19 protein-coding genes are annotated in these 16,815 nt (G+C 66.9%); 14 read left to right on the top strand and 5 right to left on the bottom strand.

The genetic code is table 11. The features are described from left to right. The first annotated feature begins 467 nt into the window (after positions 1 to 467). Both ffh and Rhe02_RS20460 read left to right on the top strand, forming a co-directional pair. Positions 468 to 2,006 (top strand): signal recognition particle protein, encoded by a 1,539-nt coding sequence (ffh, locus tag Rhe02_RS20465; protein ID WP_203909881.1) that lies wholly within the window; start codon positions 468 to 470, stop codon positions 2,004 to 2,006. 52 nt (positions 2,007 to 2,058) lie between these two features. Continuing rightward, positions 2,059 to 3,096, top strand: coding sequence for an amidohydrolase family protein (locus tag Rhe02_RS20460; RefSeq protein WP_203909880.1), 1,038 nt, complete (start codon positions 2,059 to 2,061; stop codon positions 3,094 to 3,096). Here Rhe02_RS20460 and Rhe02_RS20455 read toward each other — a convergent pair. Further along, the gene (locus Rhe02_RS20455; protein ID WP_203909879.1) at positions 3,089 to 4,492 is read right to left on the bottom strand and encodes an outer membrane protein assembly factor BamB family protein; all 1,404 of its coding nucleotides are present in this window, start codon (positions 4,490 to 4,492) and stop codon (positions 3,089 to 3,091) included. The genes Rhe02_RS20460 and Rhe02_RS20455 overlap by 8 nt on opposite strands. Further along, positions 4,482 to 4,952: a SigE family RNA polymerase sigma factor gene (locus Rhe02_RS20450; protein WP_203909892.1), complete on the bottom strand. Its 471-nt coding sequence runs from the start codon at positions 4,950 to 4,952 to the stop codon at positions 4,482 to 4,484. Before Rhe02_RS20450 ends, Rhe02_RS20455 begins: the two co-directional genes overlap by 11 nt. 73 nt (positions 4,953 to 5,025) lie before the next feature. Here Rhe02_RS20450 and proS point away from each other — a divergent pair, with 73 nt between their 5' ends. From proS to Rhe02_RS49895, 12 genes are all read left to right on the top strand, one after another. After that, positions 5,026 to 6,426 (top strand): proline--tRNA ligase, encoded by a 1,401-nt coding sequence (gene proS, locus Rhe02_RS20445; RefSeq protein ID WP_203909878.1) that lies wholly within the window; start codon positions 5,026 to 5,028, stop codon positions 6,424 to 6,426. A 149-nt stretch (positions 6,427 to 6,575) separates the two neighbouring features. After that, a complete protein-coding gene (gene rpsP, locus Rhe02_RS20440) occupies positions 6,576 to 7,073 on the top strand; it encodes a 30S ribosomal protein S16 (RefSeq protein ID WP_203909877.1) in 498 nt (165 codons plus the stop codon). Beyond that, positions 7,045 to 7,308 carry an RNA-binding protein gene (locus Rhe02_RS20435; protein WP_203909876.1) on the top strand — a complete coding sequence of 88 codons (264 nt, stop codon included), beginning with the start codon at positions 7,045 to 7,047 and terminating at the stop codon, positions 7,306 to 7,308. The genes rpsP and Rhe02_RS20435 overlap by 29 nt, the downstream gene beginning before the upstream one ends. A 2-nt stretch (positions 7,309 to 7,310) precedes the next feature. Next, on the top strand, positions 7,311 to 7,811 hold the full coding sequence (rimM, locus tag Rhe02_RS20430) for a ribosome maturation factor RimM (protein ID WP_203909875.1): 501 nt from the start codon (positions 7,311 to 7,313) through the stop codon (positions 7,809 to 7,811). Then, the gene (gene trmD / locus Rhe02_RS20425) at positions 7,811 to 8,551 is read left to right on the top strand and encodes a tRNA (guanosine(37)-N1)-methyltransferase TrmD (protein WP_203909874.1); all 741 of its coding nucleotides are present in this window, start codon (positions 7,811 to 7,813) and stop codon (positions 8,549 to 8,551) included. Before rimM ends, trmD begins: the two co-directional genes overlap by 1 nt. 92 nt (positions 8,552 to 8,643) lie before the next feature. Further along, on the top strand, positions 8,644 to 9,000 hold the full coding sequence (gene rplS, locus Rhe02_RS20420; protein WP_203909873.1) for a 50S ribosomal protein L19: 357 nt from the start codon (positions 8,644 to 8,646) through the stop codon (positions 8,998 to 9,000). Between the two features lie 190 nt (positions 9,001 to 9,190). Further along, entirely contained in the window at positions 9,191 to 9,907 is a 717-nt protein-coding gene (gene lepB, locus Rhe02_RS20415) for a signal peptidase I (protein ID WP_203909891.1), read from the top strand. A 68-nt stretch (positions 9,908 to 9,975) separates the two neighbouring features. After that, complete coding sequence (gene lepB, locus Rhe02_RS20410) at positions 9,976 to 10,611, top strand: signal peptidase I (protein ID WP_203909872.1); 636 nt, start codon at positions 9,976 to 9,978, stop codon at positions 10,609 to 10,611. Positions 10,612 to 10,654: 43 nt separating this feature from the next. Further along, positions 10,655 to 11,113 carry an NUDIX hydrolase gene (locus Rhe02_RS20405; RefSeq protein ID WP_203909871.1) on the top strand — a complete coding sequence of 153 codons (459 nt, stop codon included), beginning with the start codon at positions 10,655 to 10,657 and terminating at the stop codon, positions 11,111 to 11,113. Next, positions 11,107 to 11,820 (top strand): ribonuclease HII, encoded by a 714-nt coding sequence (locus tag Rhe02_RS20400; RefSeq protein ID WP_203909870.1) that lies wholly within the window; start codon positions 11,107 to 11,109, stop codon positions 11,818 to 11,820. The genes Rhe02_RS20405 and Rhe02_RS20400 overlap by 7 nt, the downstream gene beginning before the upstream one ends. Then, positions 11,810 to 12,127 (top strand): DUF2469 domain-containing protein, encoded by a 318-nt coding sequence (locus Rhe02_RS20395; RefSeq protein ID WP_203909869.1) that lies wholly within the window; start codon positions 11,810 to 11,812, stop codon positions 12,125 to 12,127. Before Rhe02_RS20400 ends, Rhe02_RS20395 begins: the two co-directional genes overlap by 11 nt. Positions 12,128 to 12,322: 195 nt before the next feature. Then, on the top strand, positions 12,323 to 13,033 hold the full coding sequence (locus Rhe02_RS49895; RefSeq protein ID WP_373320664.1) for a murein hydrolase activator EnvC family protein: 711 nt from the start codon (positions 12,323 to 12,325) through the stop codon (positions 13,031 to 13,033). On the opposite strand, the gene Rhe02_RS20385 is transcribed toward Rhe02_RS49895, so the two are convergent. The 3 genes from Rhe02_RS20385 to Rhe02_RS20375 are packed head-to-tail and all read right to left on the bottom strand — an operon-like array spanning position 12,951 to position 16,815. Continuing rightward, positions 12,951 to 14,105: an aminotransferase class V-fold PLP-dependent enzyme gene (locus tag Rhe02_RS20385; protein ID WP_203909867.1), complete on the bottom strand. Its 1,155-nt coding sequence runs from the start codon at positions 14,103 to 14,105 to the stop codon at positions 12,951 to 12,953. The two genes, Rhe02_RS49895 and Rhe02_RS20385, sit on opposite strands and share 83 nt — an antisense overlap. A gap of 11 nt (positions 14,106 to 14,116) precedes the next feature. Continuing rightward, entirely contained in the window at positions 14,117 to 15,301 is a 1,185-nt protein-coding gene (dprA, locus tag Rhe02_RS20380; protein WP_203909866.1) for a DNA-processing protein DprA, read from the bottom strand. Beyond that, positions 15,298 to 16,815 (bottom strand): YifB family Mg chelatase-like AAA ATPase, encoded by a 1,518-nt coding sequence (locus Rhe02_RS20375; RefSeq protein WP_203909865.1) that lies wholly within the window; start codon positions 16,813 to 16,815, stop codon positions 15,298 to 15,300. The genes dprA and Rhe02_RS20375 overlap by 4 nt, the downstream gene beginning before the upstream one ends.

The raw sequence follows: 16,815 nt of genomic DNA, 5'->3' as shown, positions 1-16,815 counted from the left end.
CTGCTTGCCGCCTGCCCTTGCTGCCTTGCCGCCTGCACCTCCATTCCGCCTGCTGCTTCCTGCCTGCTTCGGTGATGGCTGCAGCGCATTTCTGCGCCGCGCCGTCGTGGTTGCGCGCCGTATCTCCCGGCGGCAACGCGACGTCCGTGCGTGGTCACCCCCGGCGGCTGCGCCGCCGACCCACCCAATCCGCACCCCGCATTGCGTGGCTGGTGGGCACTGCTTTCGCGGCACCTTGCTCTGCACCCATAGGCGCACATTGCTGGTGGGTTGCGTCTATGGGTGCAGAGCAAAGGCCGCAGCAACCCATACCTCTACCAGTGACTCCCGCCGTCTAACCGGCCCGGGCGCGGCGGGTTGGGGAGGGTGGGGAGCACGCAGGGATGTGCCGCGCGGGAGCTGACGGCGAGCGACCACGACGCAGCGGCGTGGAAAGGGTCTGCGGAAGGACCCGCTACCCTTGCTCTGTGTTCGATACCTTGAGCGACCGGCTTTCCGGGATTTTTACCAAGCTCCGCGGCAAAGGCCGGCTTACCGAAGCCGATATTGACGCGACCGCCCGTGAGATCCGGCTGGCGCTGCTGGAGGCCGATGTCGCGCTGCCGGTGGTCAAGGCGTTCATTCACCGGCTGAAGGAGCGGGCGCGGGGCTCTTCGGTGTCTCAGGCGCTGAACCCGGCTCAGCAGGTCATCAAGATCGTGCACGAAGAGCTGATCCATGTGCTCGGCGGTGAGGCGCGCAGGCTGAATTTCGCCAAGCAGCCGCCGACCGTGATCATGCTGGCGGGTCTTCAGGGTGCGGGTAAGACGACGCTCGCGGGCAAGCTCGCGCGATGGCTCAAGGCGCAGGGCAGCCAGCCGTTGCTGGTCGCCGCCGACCTGCAGCGGCCCAACGCGGTGAACCAGCTCCAGGTGGTGGGGCAGCGGGCAGGGGTGGAGGTCTACGCCCCCGAGCCGGGCAACGGGGTGGGCGATCCGATCGCCGTGGCCAAGGAGTCGATCGAGCACGCCCGTCGGCACATGCGCGACATTGTGATCGTCGACACCGCCGGACGGCTGGGTATAGACGCGGAAATGATGGCGCAAGCGGTGGGAATCCGCGACGCGGTCGACCCGGACGAGATCATCTTCGTGATCGACGCGATGGTGGGTCAGGACGCGGTGGCGACCGCGGAGGCCTTCCGCGACGGCGTAGGCATCACCGGTGTGGTGCTGTCCAAACTAGACGGTGACGCGCGCGGTGGTGCGGCGCTTTCCGTCCGCGAGGTGACCGGGCAGCCGATCCTGTTCGCGTCGACCGGCGAAAAGCTTGAGGACTTCGACGTCTTCCACCCGGACCGGATGGCGAGCCGGATTCTGGGCATGGGTGACGTGCTCACCCTGATCGAGCAGGCGGAAGCGGCCTTCGACTCCGATCAGAAGGAGAAGATGACGGCCAAGCTGCTCGGTGGCGAGCAGTTCACGCTGGAGGACTTCCTGGAGCAGCTCGCGGCCGTGCGCAAGATGGGGCCGATCTCCAACATGCTCAGCATGATGCCCGGCATGGGCCAGATGAAGGACCAGCTGGCCGAGCTCGACGACAAGCACTTCGACCGGGTCGAGGCGATCATTCGCTCGATGACGCCGACCGAGCGCACCACACCAAAGATCATTAACGGCTCGCGCCGGGCCCGCATAGCCCGCGGATCCGGCGTCACCGTGATGGACGTGAACCAGCTGCTCAATCGCTTCGAGAACGCGCAGAAGATGATGAAGCAGATGGGCGGGATGATGGGCCTGCCCGGAAGGCGCAAGGCGACGAAGTCGCCGAAGAACAAGCGCAAGGGCACCAAGGGCGGTGGCGGTGGCGGTCCCCGGATGCCGGGTGGTTTCCCGGGCGGCGGGATGCCTCAGCTGCCACCGGGCATGGACCCGTCGGCGATGCCGGGTGCCGATGCGTTCAAGGCGCCCAGGCTCGACTTCGGCAAGCTGATGCGCAAGGACAAGGACAAAGACCAGGACAAGTAGGCCTCAGGCCCGCGCCGAAGACCAAGGCTGCCGCATGTGGGAAGGTGCTTCGGTGGCTGTGCGTTTGCGAGGCGTGGTCCTCCCCGAAGGCGAAATGCGGGAAATTCTGGTCGACGCGCCCGGGCCGGAGGTGGTCGTCGCGGGCGGATTCATCCTGCCCGGCCTGGTCGACGCCCACTGCCACATCGGCATAGCTCCCGGCGGCGCCCCGGTGACCTCGCTCGAGCAGGCCCGTGAGCTGGCGATAGTGGACCGCGACGCCGGAGTGCTGGCGATCCGGGACGCGGGCAGCCCGTTTCCCTACCCGTCCCTCGACGACGATCCCGAGCTGCCCAGGCTGGCCCGCGCCGGAAGGCATGTGGCCCCGCAGCGGCGTTACCTGCCCGAGATCGGGCAGGAGGTGCCGCCGAGCGAGGTGGCGGCCGAGGTGACCCGGCAAGCCAAGGCGGGCAACGGCTGGGTGAAGCTGGTCGGCGACTGGATCGACCGCGATCGCGGGGACCTGTCCCCGGCGTGGGAGGACGACATCCTGACCGCGGCGGTGCAAGCGGCGCACGCCGCCGGGGTAAGGATGACCGCGCACTGTTTCGAGGAGCACAGCATCGCGACGTTGGTACGGGCCGGAATCGACTGTGTGGAACATGGGACAGGGCTCAGCCTCGACGTCATCGATGAGATGGCGCGACGAGGGACGGCCTTGGTACCCACAATGATAAATATTGAGACATTCGGCCACATCGCTGATCGGGCCGAGGGGAAATTCCCCAAGTACGCCAGCCACATGCGCCACCTCCAGGCCGGCTTCCCGGCGGTGGTGCGAGCGGCCTACGAAGCGGGTGTGCCCATCTACGCCGGGTCGGATGCCGGAGGCGGCATCGACCACGGCCTGGTGGCACAGGAGATGCTTCGCCTGCACGCCGCCGGAATGTCCACAATGGACGTCCTGCGGGCCGGTTCCTGGGGAGCGCGGGAATGGCTCGGCTTTCCCACCGGGGCCGACTTCACCGTCTACGACACCGACCCCCGTGACGACCTGAGGGTGCTTCAGTCACCCAGCCACATCATCCTGCGCGGCCGCCTGCTCAGCTGACCGCATAGGTCCACACCGAGATGCCGGTCTGGGTGGGGCAGACCAGCTGCATCGCGTTCCAGGAGCAGTAGCCGGTGACCCGGTTCGGCGCGAGCATGATGCCCACGCGCCTGGACAGGGAGTAGGCGGTGATCCCGGTCGTCTGAAAGATCAGGAGGCTGTCGGCATCGAGCCACAGCGCCGCGCCGCTCCGGTATTCGGCGGGCAGGAACTGGCTGCCCTTCAGGTCATAGGCAGCGGAGTGGCCCTCATTGTCGAGGGTGGCGATGCCCGACGTGCTCGCGAACGTCCCCACGCCGGTCGGGGTTGAGATCCGCCAGGCCTCGCGGCCTCGTTCGTCGATGGCGACGATCTCTTTGCCGGTCACGACGCAGATCAGCTCTGGACCGCACGGCTCGACCCTGGTGCGCTCGTCGGATGAGGCCGGGGTGTTCAGACGTGTCGGGGCCTGCGATCCGGTGAGGCTCGCGCGCATCACCCCCCGCGGATCCGTCCAGTACAAGCTGTCGCCGATCACCGTCTCCCGCCAGCCGCCGGGCTCGGCCGTCGCGCCTGAGCGCTCGCTCAGGACGTTCCCGGTGCCGACATCGCGGATCTGGACGCGCCCGTCGACAAAATGCAACACCACCCGCTTGTCCGTGGGCACGGGCAATCCGCTCCACCCGCCGTAGGACTCGAATTCGCGATGGTCGCGCATGGCGTTCACGCCTCCGGGTGCCAGCGGATCTGTGACCGTCCACTTCGGATTGCCGGTGCGCAGGTCCAGCGCCTCGGTCTTTCCGGTCTTATTCCACGAGATGACCAGGGTGTCGGAGTAGAGGACGCGGTCGGTGTCGTTGAAGCTGTAGGGCAATGTCCACATCACCTTGCCCGTCAACGGATCCACCGCGACGATGGTGTCTCGGTTGTCGTGGATCAGGAGGTTGTCGTAGCTGCCCTCGGTAAGCAGGAGGATGGCCCCGGGTGACGCCACCATCCCGTTAGTGTCCCCGAACGTGCCCAAAGAGATTGGCGCCCAAGGGGTTTGCCCGGTGGCGAGGTCGATGGCGGCGACCCATTCCCGATTGTCCTCGCCCCACCACATCACGTAGGAGCGCTGCCCGTCGGTAGCCGTCATGGCAAATTGAACAGGGCTGGGATAGGTGATGACCTGGCCGGCCGCGGCATCGAAGGTGACGAAGACCCTGCCATTACCGTGCATCGGCCCCTCCTCGAAGCGGGGCAGGAACGCCACGCCCGCGAAAACGGCGAGCACGGCTATCGCCGACAGGGTGGTGTTCACGGTTCGGCGGCGGCGCTGGCGGGCTCTGGCCAGTACCCCATAGAAGCTTGGAATCTTTTCTTTGTCGGCCTTCTCCGCGAGCTTCGCGTAGGCCCGCTCCAGCTCAGCCGACATGGCTGCGACCTCCCAGCACAGTGGCGAGATTGGCTCGGCCCCGAGCCAGCCAGGACTTGACGGTGTTGACGTTCGTGCCGGTTTCGGCTGCGATGTCGGCTACCGACTGATCGAAGAGATAGTGCAAAGCCAATGCCCGCCGTTGCTCCAAAGGCAGCTGCTTCAGCGCGGCCACGAGGGTCATCAGCTCTTCATCCGGCGGGGGTACCGGTTCGGCGCTGGGCGGCGGGGAAGCCCGCCGCACCCCGATCCAGCGCCACCTATCCGTGGCCAGCCGGGTCACCACGAGCCGGAGCCAGGCCTCTGGGTTGTCGTAGCGCTGGACCTTCCGCCAGCGCTGCCAGGCCCGGGCATAGGCCTCCTGGGTGAAGTCCTGCGCCTCGGCAAGATCGCCGGTGAGGCCGTACGCGAAGCGCATCAGCCGTTGGGCGCTGCCTTGGTAGAAGGCTTCGAAGTCCAGCACGGTCACGTATCAGAACACGGCCAGGCCTCGCGTCAGGTTGCACCTAGGCACGCGGGTAGGATTCGCACCCATGGCTCGTGTGCTTACGCCCCGCGCGGAGGACTTCCCCCGCTGGTACCAGGACTTGATCGCCAAAGCTGAGCTGGCCGACAACGGCCCGGTTCGGGGAACCATGGTGATCAGGCCGACCGCCTATGCGATCTGGGAACGAATGGTGTCCGATATGGACTCCCGGATCAAGGCGGCCGGGGCGGAGAACGCCTACTTCCCGCTGTTCATCCCGGAGAGCTACCTCAAGCGGGAGGCCGAGCACGTCGAAGGCTTCTCGCCCGAGCTGGCGGTGGTCACCCACGGCGGGGGCAAGCAGCTCGCCGAGCCGATCGTGGTGAGGCCGACCTCCGAGACGGTCATCGGCGAGTTCATGGCCAAGTGGGTCGACTCGTACAGGGATCTGCCGCTGCTGCTCAACCAGTGGGCCAACGTGGTCCGCTGGGAGATGCGCCCGCGGATCTTCCTGCGCACCAGTGAGTTCCTCTGGCAGGAGGGCCACACGGCCCACGCCTCGTTCGAGGACGCCAAGGCGTACACGCTGAAGATCCATCACGAGGTCTACGAGCGGCACATGCGTGACCTGCTCGCCATCCCGGTGGTGGTGGGCCGCAAGACCGACCGTGAGCGCTTCGCGGGTGCGACGAGCACCTACACGCTGGAGGCGATGACCGGCGACGGCAAGGCGCTGCAGATGGGCACCTCCCACGAGCTGGGCCAGAATTTCGCCCGCGCCTTCGAGATCTTCTTCTCCTCCGACTCGGGCACGCGCGAGCTGGCTTGGACCACCTCGTGGGGCACGTCCACCCGCATGCTCGGCGGCCTGATCATGTGTCACGGCGACGACAACGGCCTGCGCCTGCCGCCGCTGCTGGCGCCCACCCAGGCTGTCGTGACGGTGGTCAAGACAGGTGTTGAGGACGCCGCCCGGTCCCTTTACGAGGACCTTGTCGCGGCGGGCGTCCGCGCGAAGCTTGACGACCGCGTCGACACCGCCTTCGGCCGCCGCGCGGTCGACGCGGAGCTCAAGGGCATCCCGGTCCGGGTGGAGGTAGGGCCGCGCGACATCGCGGCCGGAAACGTGACCCTGGTAAGGCGTACTGACGGATCAAAGACACCGGTGTCGATCGGTGAGGCCGTGGGCGCGGTCACCGCCGCGCTCGAGGCCGACCAGAAGGGGCTCTATGAGGAGGCCCTGAGCAGGCGCGAAGCCCGCACGGTCGATGTCGCGACGCTGGACGAAGCGCTGGAGGCGGCGGCCAGCGGCTGGGCGCGCATCCCGTGGTCGGCGGTGGGCGTAGAGGGCGAGGCTTTGGCCAACCAGAGCGCGATTTCGGTGCGCTGCCTTTACCGGCCCGACGGATCCGTCCCGGCCTCGCAGGATGAGCCCGATCTCATAGCCATCCTCGCCAGGTCCTACTAATCGCGTCTGGCATAATTGCCCATTGGTATTCGACTCGTTCCTGGCGCCCTCTAACCCCGGGCTCGAGTTGTGTCCATGAGCTTCGAGGCAGCCGCACCCCACGCGGTCGCCAACCGGCTCACCTCAAACGCAACAGGAGCGAAATTACCGTGGCCGTTCGTATCCGGCTTCTGCGGATGGGCAAAATCCGCAACCCGCAGTACCGCATCGTCGTCGCCGACTCGCGCGTCAAGCGTGACGGCAAGGCGATCGAGTTCATCGGGATCTACCACCCGAAGGAGGAGCCCTCGCTGATCGAGGTCAAATCCGATCGGGTCCAGCATTGGCTCTCGGTCGGCGCACAGCCGAGCGAGGCCGTCGTCGCCATCCTTTCCAAGACCGGCGACTGGCAGAAGTACAAGGGTCTTCCGGCTCCCACCGAGCCGTTGAAGGTGGCCCCGGCACGTGCCGACCGCAGGGCCGTCTACGAGGCTGCCGCGCAGGCCGCCGCGGGCCTGAGCAAGCCCGAGCCGACCAAGGCGTCTGCGAAGAAGGCTGCCCCGGCAAAGGCTGAGGCCCCGGCCGAGAAGCCGGCCGAGAAGCCGGCCGCCGAAGCACCCGCTGCAGAGGAGACGGCTGTTGCGGCCGGCGACGAGCAGCAGGGCTGACAGCGCGCTCCGGCCAGCGCTGGAGCACCTTGTCAAGGGCATCGTGGACCACCCGGGCGACGTCCGGGTGCGTCTGGTCGACAACCGCCGTGGGGCGCGCCTTGAGGTCCGGGTTCACCCGGAGGATCTGGGCACCGTCATCGGCCGGGGCGGCCGGACGGCGCGCGCGCTGCGCCAGGTCATCGGCTCGGTCGGTGGCAAGGGCATTCGCGTCGATATCGTCGACTCGTTCTAACGATGCTTTTGACAGTCGGGCAGATCGTCCGCCCGCACGGGATTCGCGGTGAAGTGATCGTGGATTCCCGCACGGACGAGCCGGAACTGCGCTTTCGGGAGGGGTCGGTGCTCATAGCCGGCTCCTCCCGCCTCACCATCACCTCAGTGCGGCCCCATTTGGGCCGCTTTCTGGTCTTCTTCGAGGAGATCCCCGACCGCGAGGCGGCCGAGGCCATGCGGGGTCAGGTGCTCGAGGTCGACTCGGCCTCGGTGGCGCCGCCCGTGGATCCGGAAGAATTCCATGACCATCAATTGGTTGGGCTTGCGGTCGTCACCGTCTCGGGCGAAGAGGTCGGTTCCATCACCCGGGTGAACCACGCCCCCGGCGCCGATCTGCTTCAGGTCAAACGCCCCGACGGGCGGACCACCCTGGTTCCCTTCGTCCGGGCCATCGTGCCCACGGTCGACTTGGAAAAGCGGCAAGTCATCATCGATCCGCCCGGCGGACTGCTGGAGCTGTGATGCGGGTCGACATCATCTCGATCTTCCCGGATTACCTTGCCCCCCTTGACCTTTCACTGATGGGCAAGGCGCCGGTCGCGCTGACCGTCCACGATCTGCGCACCTGGACTTCCGACGTGCACCGAACAGTCGATGACACGCCCTACGGTGGCGGGCCCGGCATGGTGATGCGGCCCGAGCCGTGGGGCCTCGCGCTCGACTCCGTGCTGTCACCCGGCGCTCGGCTCCTCGTCCCGTCTCCGGCCGGTGCGCCTTTCACCCAGAAAATGGCGCACGCGCTGGCCGAGGAGGAGCACCTGGTGTTCGCGTGCGGGCGCTATGAGGGCATCGACCAGCGGGTCATCGAGCATTATGCGGCCACCGAGGTCTCGTTGGGTGACTACGTCCTGTTCGGCGGTGAGGTGGCCGTGCTTGTGATGATGGAGGCGATCGTCCGGTTGCTTCCGGGGGTACTGGGAAACGCCTCCTCGCTCGACGACGAGTCACACGCTCACGGCCTGCTCGAAACCCCCGTCTACACCAAGCCGGCCAGCTGGCGTGAGCACGAGGTGCCCGCGGTCCTGCGCTCGGGCGATCACGGCAAGGTGGCGCGCTGGCGGCGCGATCAGGCCCTGTTGCGCACGGCCGCCCGACGCCCGGACCTGCTCGCCGCGCTCGACCCGGCGACCCTCGACAAACGTGACATCGCTCTATTGAGGGAAGGCGGATTCGCTCTCCCGGGCGAGGCTGTGGCAGAGTAGTGAGGTTGCCTGCCGTCGGTTTCGCCGACGAGGACCCGATCAAGCTCAGCCTCGGGTCAGCCATGCCCACATTTGTCTTAAGGACGTAGCAAATGAACACGCTGGACATCGTCGATGCCGCCTCTATCCGCACCGACCTGCCCAACTTCCGCCCCGGTGACACCGTCAAGGTGCACGCCCGGGTCGTCGAGGGCAACCGTTCCCGTATCCAGATCTTCCAGGGTGTGGTGATCCGCCGCCAGGGCTCCGGGCTGACCGAGACCTTCACGGTCCGCAAGCTGAGCTTCGGCGTTGGCGTCGAGCGCACCTACCCGATCAACAGCCCCGCGCTCGACCGCATCGAGGTGGTCACCCGAGGTGATGTTCGCCGGGCCAAGCTGTACTACCTTCGCGATCTCCGTGGCAAGAAGGCCAAGATCAAGGAGCTCCGGGAGACGAAGGTCGCTTAAGACTTTTCCTTTCGCAAAAAAATGGGCATCCGATGGGTGCCCATTTTTCGTGAGACGTTCTACGCTGTCCGCCGATATCTTCAATAATCCGGGCGTGTTTCCAAGGCGGCGTGCTGTGTCTGATGATCGCGATTCATTTGCCGGAGAACAGTGGCCGCGCCGAGAGCGTCGTAGGAGTAAGCGAAAGGGCATGCCGCTGTGGCAGGAGCTCCCGCTGCTGCTGGTGGTCGCTTTTTGCCTGGCCGTTCTGATCCGTACGTTCCTCATGCAAGCCTTCTACATCCCCTCGGGATCGATGGAGGACACGCTTCTGGTCGGCGACCGGGTGCTGGTCAACAAGGTGGTCTACGAGTTCCGCGACCCGGCCCGCGGCGAGGTCATCGTCTTCAAAGGACCGGAAAGCTGGACGGCCATCGAAAATCGGGTCGACCCCGGTGCCGGTTTCTTCTCCAAACTCGGCCGCAGTGTGGGTGACCTCATCGGCATTTCGCAGCCTGGCGAGAAAGATTTCATTAAACGCGTTATCGGGGTACCGGGAGACGAGGTCTCCTGTTGCGATAGCGACGGACGTATATATGTCAATGGAGTCGCCATTGATGAGCCCTATGTTGTCCGCAATTCGACTCGGGGTCAGCCCTCAGCGAAAAGCTGTAGCACCCGCGACTTCGCCCCGGTGACGGTTGAGCCGGGCATGCTGTTCGTCCTCGGCGACCATCGGCGGGTGTCGCAAGACTCGCGCTGCCAAGGGTTAGTGCCGATCGACAACGTGATTGGCAAGGCCATGGTCATCGCCACCCCGTTCGGCCGGTGGGGTTCGCTCGCGCGACAAGATGTCTTCGATGGCGTGACGGGCGATGCCGCTGTGCTGCTTCCCCTGCTTTTCGTTACCCGCAAACGACGTTGGTAGCGGCGACACACCTGGCGATCGACCGGCCCCTCATGGTCACTCTCAGGTTGGCCGCGTAGGCTCCGTGCGTGATTGACGAGCAGGCCAAGAGCAGCAAGGGTTCGTTCTGGAAGGAGCTGCCTATCCTATTGGGCGTCGCCATTCTGGTGGCGTTCCTGGTCAGGCAGTTTGTTGTACAGACGTTCTTCATTCCCTCTGGCTCTATGGAACACACCCTTGATCTCGACGACAGGGTTTTGGTCAATAAGCTCGTCTACGACTTTAGATCCCCCGAACGAGGCGAGATCATCGTCTTCGAGGCGCCAGAGGACTGGCGCAACAAACCTGAACACGAGGACTACATCAAACGGGTGATCGGTGTCGGGGGCGACCGGGTCGTGTGCTGCGACCCGCAGGGCCGAATTCAGGTCAATGGTCACCCGTTGGACGAGCCATACATCTATCCGGGCAACACGCCCTCGGCGCACCAGTTCAACATCGTGGTGCCGGAAGGCCGGCTGTGGGTCATGGGCGACCACCGGCAGTCCTCGGGCGACTCGCTGCAGCACTACACCAGCTCGGGGCAGGACATCGAACAGGCGACCATCCCCGAGGACGCGGTCGTCGGGCGGGCCTTTGTGTTGTTCTGGCCGTTTAATCGGGCAACATGGCTTTCCGTGCCCGATACCTTCAGCGGAGTTCCTGATCCACTCACCAGTGGGTGAACCTCCCCCGGTCTGGGCGGCCGGTAACGCCTAGGCTTGAGGCATGGAGTCCAGACAGCGAGCCGCCGTCCGCGTCCTCCTGGTCAACGATCAAGGTGCGGTTCTGCTGTTCAGGGGTTTCGACCCCGCTGTGCCCGAAGTCCGATATTGGTTCACCCCCGGCGGAGGCATCGCCCCCGACGAGCCTGCGGCCGAGGCCGCCGCGCGGGAGCTATACGAGGAGACCGGGCTGGCGCTCACCCCCGCCCAGCTCGGTGAGCCGGTCCACCATGACGTGGCCAGCTATTCGTTCCAAGGCGTCAGGTACCGGCAAGAACAAGACTTTTACCTGGTGAGGGTGTCGAATTGGCAGGTGGACACCAGCGGCTTCGATGAGGTCGAAATCGCGTCCACCGATGGTCATCGCTGGTGGTTCATGGAGGAGCTGGCTGTCGCTCAGGAGGCCTACTATCCGGAGGACCTCCTCGATGTGCTGAAGAGATTGGGGATAGAGCCTTGCTGAGCCCAAGCCGGCCTCTCATCCGCAGCGACGGCGGGATCTACGTCCTCGAGCGCGCCCTGCGCCGCCGCGGCTTCGCCGTGGTCGCCGGCGCCGACGAAGCCGGCCGCGGCGCGTGCGCCGGCCCGCTCGTGGCCGCCGCCGTGGTGCTGCCCGACCGCCGCGAGATCGAAGGGCTCAACGACTCCAAACTGCTCACCCAACTCGCTCGTGAGCGCATCTTCGAGCAGGTCATGGCCACCGCGGTGACCTGGGCGGCGATCGTGGTCGAGCCCGAGCAGATCGACGAACGTGGGTTGCACGTCGGCAACGTGGCCGCGATGCGCCGCGCCATCGCGAAGCTCACCCCAGCGCCGACCTACGTCCTGACCGACGGCTTCGCCGTCGACGGCATAGGCGCCCCCGGCCTGGCCGTGTGGAAAGGCGACCAGGTCGCCGCCTGCGTGGCCGCCGCGAGTGTGGTGGCGAAGGTCACGCGGGACAGAATGATGACCGAGCTCGATAGCCTCTACCCCGAGTACGGCTTCGCCGAGCACAAGGGTTACAGCACCCCTGAGCACGCAGCTGCCCTGCGTGAACATGGTCCCAGCCCCGTCCACCGGCACTCTTACAAGAACGTCGCGGCGACGTGGCTAACCGCGCAGCAGGCTGGGCGGCGCGGTACGGTTTCCTCGGTCGAGCTGCAGAAGGGCGGGTCACGTGAGCGCTGAAGATCTCGAAAAGTATGAAACCGATATGGAGCTGCAGCTCTACCGCGAGTACCGCGATATCGTCCGCCAGTTCTCCTATGTGGTGGAGACCGAGCGCCGGTTCTACCTGGCCAACCAGGTAGACCTGCACGTGCGCAATTCGGACGGCGAGGTCTACTTCGAGGTGGAGATGCACGACGCGTGGGTCTGGGACATGTACCGCCCAGCGCGCTTCGTCAAAAACGTCCGGGTAATGACCTTCAAGGACGTCAACGTCGAAGAGCTGGAGAAGCCCGACATCTCCCTGCCTTCCGAGGCCGGCTTCTAACACAAAGACCTCCACTTCGGAGGGTTATCCCCAACCCTTCGCCCATCCACAACCCTTCCTCGGCCGCGCCCTCCTGGCGCGGCCGATTCCTTCATCCTCACTCCCATGCCCATTTGCTGGCCCACGCGCGCCCTAACCTTCGCCCTCACCCTCACCTGCCTCCTATCACCACCCACCCTCTCCAGGTCCACATCCCTGCCGCCCCTTCCGGCCTTTGCGGCGGCCCTCGCAGCTGCTGCCCCACCCGCCCTTCGGGTCTCTGCGTTGCCGCCTGCTCTTCCGGTATTGGCGCCGGCGGCCCGCGCAGCCTCTGCGCCGCTGCCCGCCCTTCGGGTCCCTGCGTTGCCGCCGGGTCCCCCGCGGGTTTCACCTTGGCTGAGGGGTTTCGCGCCAGTGCCTGCCACGCGGGCCCATCCGGCTCGCGCTGGCTTGCTGGGGGAGGGGTGGGTGTGGCCGGTTTATGGGGTGCTTGCGGTGGTGCGCGGGTTTGATCCACCGCCCGAGCCGTGGGCAGCAGGGCATCGCGGAGTGGATCTTGTTGCTGATTCCGATGTGGTGCGGGCGGCCGGGGCGGGCGTTGTCCGGTTCGCGGGGGTGGTGGTCTCCCGGCCGGTGATCAGCATCAGCCATGACGGCGGGTTGATCACGACGTATGAGCCGGTCGAGGCGGTGGTCGCGGTGGGGCAGCGGGTGCTGGCCGGGCAGGTGATCGGCACCGTGGTGAGCGGGCATCCCGGCTGCCCGGTCGAGGCATGCCTGCACTGGGGGCTGCGCCGCGGCGATACCTACCTGGACCCGTTGATCCTGGTGGGCGTGGGCCGGGTCAGGCTGCTGCCCTTAGCAAGGCGGGCAGACCGTCGGCGAGGCGGTCGTAGTCGGCCTCGCTGTTGTAGATCTGTGCGCTGACCCTGAGATAGGTCTGGCCCCGGAACAGGTTGAGGGTCACCTCGCAGCGAAGCTCGTCGGCGATCCGCTGGCGCAACGCGATGATTCCTTCTTGATCGACGGCGAGGCCCTCCGGGAGCGGGATGATCCGCATGCTGACGCCGGGGCCGGGGTCGGGCAGCTGCTGGGGGAGGAGGCCGAGCGCCTGCCCGATCACACGCTGGCCGTAGGCGGCGAGCTCTTCGTTGTGGCGCTGGACGGTGCGCTCACCGAACCGGTCGAAGACGGACAGGCCGACCGGGGCAGCCAGCCAGACCGTGAAGTCGCGGGTGCCCTGCTGCTCGAGATGCGTGGGAAAGCCCGCCGGATGGGCGTGTGAGACGGCTAGCGGTGCCATCCTGTCGCGCCATCGCGGCGAGACCTGCAGCAGCGCCGTGCCGGTCGGGGCGAAGGCCCATTTGTGGAGATTGCCCATCCAGAAGTCGACCTCGATGTCGGCGAGCGGTTTGGGCAACATTCCGGGAGCGTGGGCGGCATCCACGAGCAGGGGTACGCCGCGTGCCCGCAGCGCGTCGGCGATCGCCGCCACCGGATGGCGTTGTGCCGTGGCGGAAGAGATCTCATCCACGATCACCAGCCTGGTGCGCTCGCCGACATGCGCCATGATCGCGTCGACCGTTTGGGCGTCGGAAGATCCGAGCTCGACCGGGGCGACTATCACCCTGACCCCGCGGCGGCGGTGAAGGTCTTGCACGGCAAGGGTTACCGCGTTGTAGCTGTGATCGGTGATGACGATTTCATCGCCCTCGCGCAGATCGATCGAGTTGAGGACGATAGAGGCCCCCAACGTGACATTGCCAATGAGCGCACAGGACTCCTCCTCAGCCCCGAGGAAGTGGGCAAGGGCAGCGCGCGAGGCGGCTTCTCGCTCCCGGAGATCGCCTGTGATCATGAGCATGGGGTTGCTGTCGAACTCGTCGAGCAGGCGCCGGCGCGCGTCGCGAACCACGGTGGGAACCGCGCCGAACGAGCCGTGATTGAGATGGGCTACCGAAGGATCGAGAACGAACAGCTCGCGTGCACCGGGGATCATGTGCCGGAAGTCTAGGCCCTGTCCCGCTGGGGCGGGGCAAGCGAGTAGGTGCCGTCCGGATGCATGCGCAGGTGCCCACGCAAAGCGAGCGAAGGCAGCACGGCGAGCGCCTCGAGCAGCCCGACCCCGGCCCGCGCCGCGAACTCCGCGGGGGTGATGGCGCCGCGTTTGGGGGCGGCATCGAAGAGCTGCAGCTCAGGACCGTCCAATGTGTCCTGAGGCCGGGCCGGGCCACGTTCCGGCTCCGCGAGATCCACCCCGATTTCCCCGATCTCCTCAAGCACGTGTTCCACCCGAGTGACGAGCCGCGGCCGCAGATCGCCCTCCTGTCGCAGCTCGGCATGGCAGCCGGCCGACTGCTCGGAGGTGGCCTTCCCCGGCACCACCAGCGCTGGACGTCCCAGCTGCCGGGCTCGCCTGAGGGTGTTGCGGGCACCGCTGCGCAGCGCGGCTTCGACCAGCACGGTGCCTCGGGCCAGGGCGGCGATCACCCGATTGCGGATGATGAACCGATGCCGATGCGGGGCCGACTCGGGCGGCCACTCGCTGATGACGAGCCCGCTGCTGGCGATGTGCTCGAACAGACCCGTGTTGCTGGGCGGATATGGCTGATCCACGCCGCACGCCAGCACTGCCACGGTGTGGCCCTGCGCGGCCAGGCAGCCGCGGTGGGCGGCGGCGTCGATCCCATAGGCACCACCGGAGATGATGGCCCAGCCGCGCGTGGCGAGGCCGTAGGCGAAGTCAGCGGCGAGGTGTGCGCCGTAGTCGGTGCAGTCGCGGGCTCCCACGATGGCCACCGATCGGGCGGCCAGCCTGTCGAGGCGCTCGGTGCCCCGTACCCAGATCGCATGTGGGGGAAAGGTGTCACGATCGAAACGGTCGTGGGTGGGCAGGCTGATCCTGCTGAGGTCGTCCAAACAGGACGGCCACTCCTCGCTCTCCGGCACCACAATTCGCACCCCGAGCCGCTGCGCGCGGGACAGCAGATGACCGGCGATCCGCGCCGGCTCATGATGCCGCAACCTGGCCGCGGCCGCCGCGGCCAGCGTCTTGGGCGCATTTCCCGAAACCACCCTGGCGAGCGCCTCGACCGGTCCCGCCTGACTGACCAGGTGGTAAAGCTCCCTGTTGCCGGGCTCGACGATCCATCCCAACACCACCCGGGCGGCAAGCACTTCGTCGTCCACCGTCATGACAGCTCCCTGAGTCGAAGGTTGAGGGCTACCCCGATTTCGGCCCGCCTGGGCCGATCGCGGCCGAAGAGATCGGCCATGGTCCAAGCGAGGCGCAACACCCGGTCGTAGCCCCGGGTGGAGATCAGCCCGCGGTCGAGGCACCGAATAAGGTCTTCCAGCTCGCTGGCCGGAATGAGCCAACGCGGGTGCCGCAGCATCGCCACCGGAATCTCGGCGTTGAGCTGCCGGCCGATTTCAGACCACCGCTCCCGCGCGGCCGCCCGGGCCGCGCCCACCCGCTGCGCCACCACCTGCGAGGGCTCGGATTGCTTTTCCTGCAACAGATTTTTCGCGCTGATCGGGTGGAGGTCCATCTGAATGTCGACGCGGTCCAGCAGTGGCCCGGAGAGCCGCCGCAAGTAGCGCCGCTTCACCGGTGGCGGACAATCGCAGCCGCCGTCGCCCGGCGGCCGTGAGCACGGGCAGGGGTTGGCCGTCAGCACCAGCTGGACCTGAGCCGGATAGACCACCACACCCTGAGCACGGGCAATGGTGATGACGCCTTCCTCCAGCGGCTCCCGCAACGCGTCGAGCGCTCGCGAACCAAACTCCGGGGCCTCGTCAAGCAGCAGCACTCCCCGATGGGCCAGGGACAAAGCCCCCGGCCGGGGCAGCCCGCTGCCGCCGCCCACCAGCGAAGCCACCGAAGCGGTGTGGTGAGGCGCCTGCAGCGGCGGTTGCCGGATGAGCGTGAAACCCTCGGGCAGCGCTCCGGCCACCGAATGCAATGCGGTCACCTCCAGGGCGGCGTTGTCGTCAAGAGTGGGCAGCAGTGACGGCAGCCGCTTAGCGAGCATCGTCTTGCCTCCGCCCGGCGGGCCGAAGAAGGCCAGATGGTGGCCACCGGCCGCGGCCACCTCCACCGCCAGCCGGCCCATCTCCTGCCCTGCGATGTCGCCCAGGTCGGGCGTCGGGCTGGGCGGAACTGCGGACGCCGCCGGAGGCTCGCTGAGCTGGCCTTCACCCCTCACAAAAGCGATCACCTCAGCGAGCCGGTCAGCGGCGAGCACCTTCACCCCGGGCACCAACGCCGCCTCGGGAGCGCTCGACGTGGGCGCGATGATCCTCCTGATCCCGGACGCCATCGCGGTCGCCACCATCGGCAGGGTGCCCCGCACCGGGCGGATCGATCCGTCGAGCCCCAGCTCACCAAGGACCAGGACCTGGTTGAGCGCGGCGAGCGGCAGCTCGCCGGTGCCGCCGAGCACCGCGAGCGCGATGGCCAAGTCGAAACTAGAGCCGTGTTTGCGCAGCCAGGCGGGAAGCAGGTTCACCGTGATCCGCTGGGCGGGCCAGGTTTCCCCCGAGTTGACGACCGCGGCCCGTACCCGGTCGCGCGCCTCGTTGAGCGCCGAGTCGGGAAGCCCGGTCAGGTGAACGCCCGGCAGACCCGGCGCGAGATATGCCTCCACCTCGACCAGGTGACCGCCGACGCCGACCAGGGCCGCGCACAGCACCTTCGCATAGCTCAT

It is taken from the genome of Rhizocola hellebori (assembly GCF_016862955.1).
GTDB classification, from domain to species: Bacteria; Actinomycetota; Actinomycetes; order Mycobacteriales; family Micromonosporaceae; genus Rhizocola; species Rhizocola hellebori.
This window is presented reverse-complemented; position numbering and strand designations above follow the sequence as displayed.

What these genes read in the sequence shown, in the direction of transcription:
- Rhe02_RS20455 (WP_203909879.1), bottom strand. Translation starts at nt 4,492, where the DNA reads ATGTCGGCTGAGCTGGAGCGGGCCTACGCGAAGCTCGCGGAGAAGGCC.
- proS (WP_203909878.1), top strand. Translation starts at nt 5,026, where the DNA reads ATGGCTCGTGTGCTTACGCCCCGCGCGGAGGACTTCCCCCGCTGGTAC.
- rimM (WP_203909875.1), top strand. Translation starts at nt 7,311, where the DNA reads ATGCTTTTGACAGTCGGGCAGATCGTCCGCCCGCACGGGATTCGCGGT.
- trmD (WP_203909874.1), top strand. Translation starts at nt 7,811, where the DNA reads ATGCGGGTCGACATCATCTCGATCTTCCCGGATTACCTTGCCCCCCTT.
- rplS (WP_203909873.1), top strand. Translation starts at nt 8,644, where the DNA reads ATGAACACGCTGGACATCGTCGATGCCGCCTCTATCCGCACCGACCTG.
- lepB (WP_203909891.1), top strand. Translation starts at nt 9,191, where the DNA reads ATGCCGCTGTGGCAGGAGCTCCCGCTGCTGCTGGTGGTCGCTTTTTGC.
- Rhe02_RS20405 (WP_203909871.1), top strand. Translation starts at nt 10,655, where the DNA reads ATGGAGTCCAGACAGCGAGCCGCCGTCCGCGTCCTCCTGGTCAACGAT.
- Rhe02_RS20385 (WP_203909867.1), bottom strand. Translation starts at nt 14,105, where the DNA reads ATGATCCCCGGTGCACGCGAGCTGTTCGTTCTCGATCCTTCGGTAGCC.
- dprA (WP_203909866.1), bottom strand. Translation starts at nt 15,301, where the DNA reads ATGACGGTGGACGACGAAGTGCTTGCCGCCCGGGTGGTGTTGGGATGG.
- Rhe02_RS20375 (WP_203909865.1), bottom strand. Translation starts at nt 16,815, where the DNA reads ATGAGCTATGCGAAGGTGCTGTGCGCGGCCCTGGTCGGCGTCGGCGGT.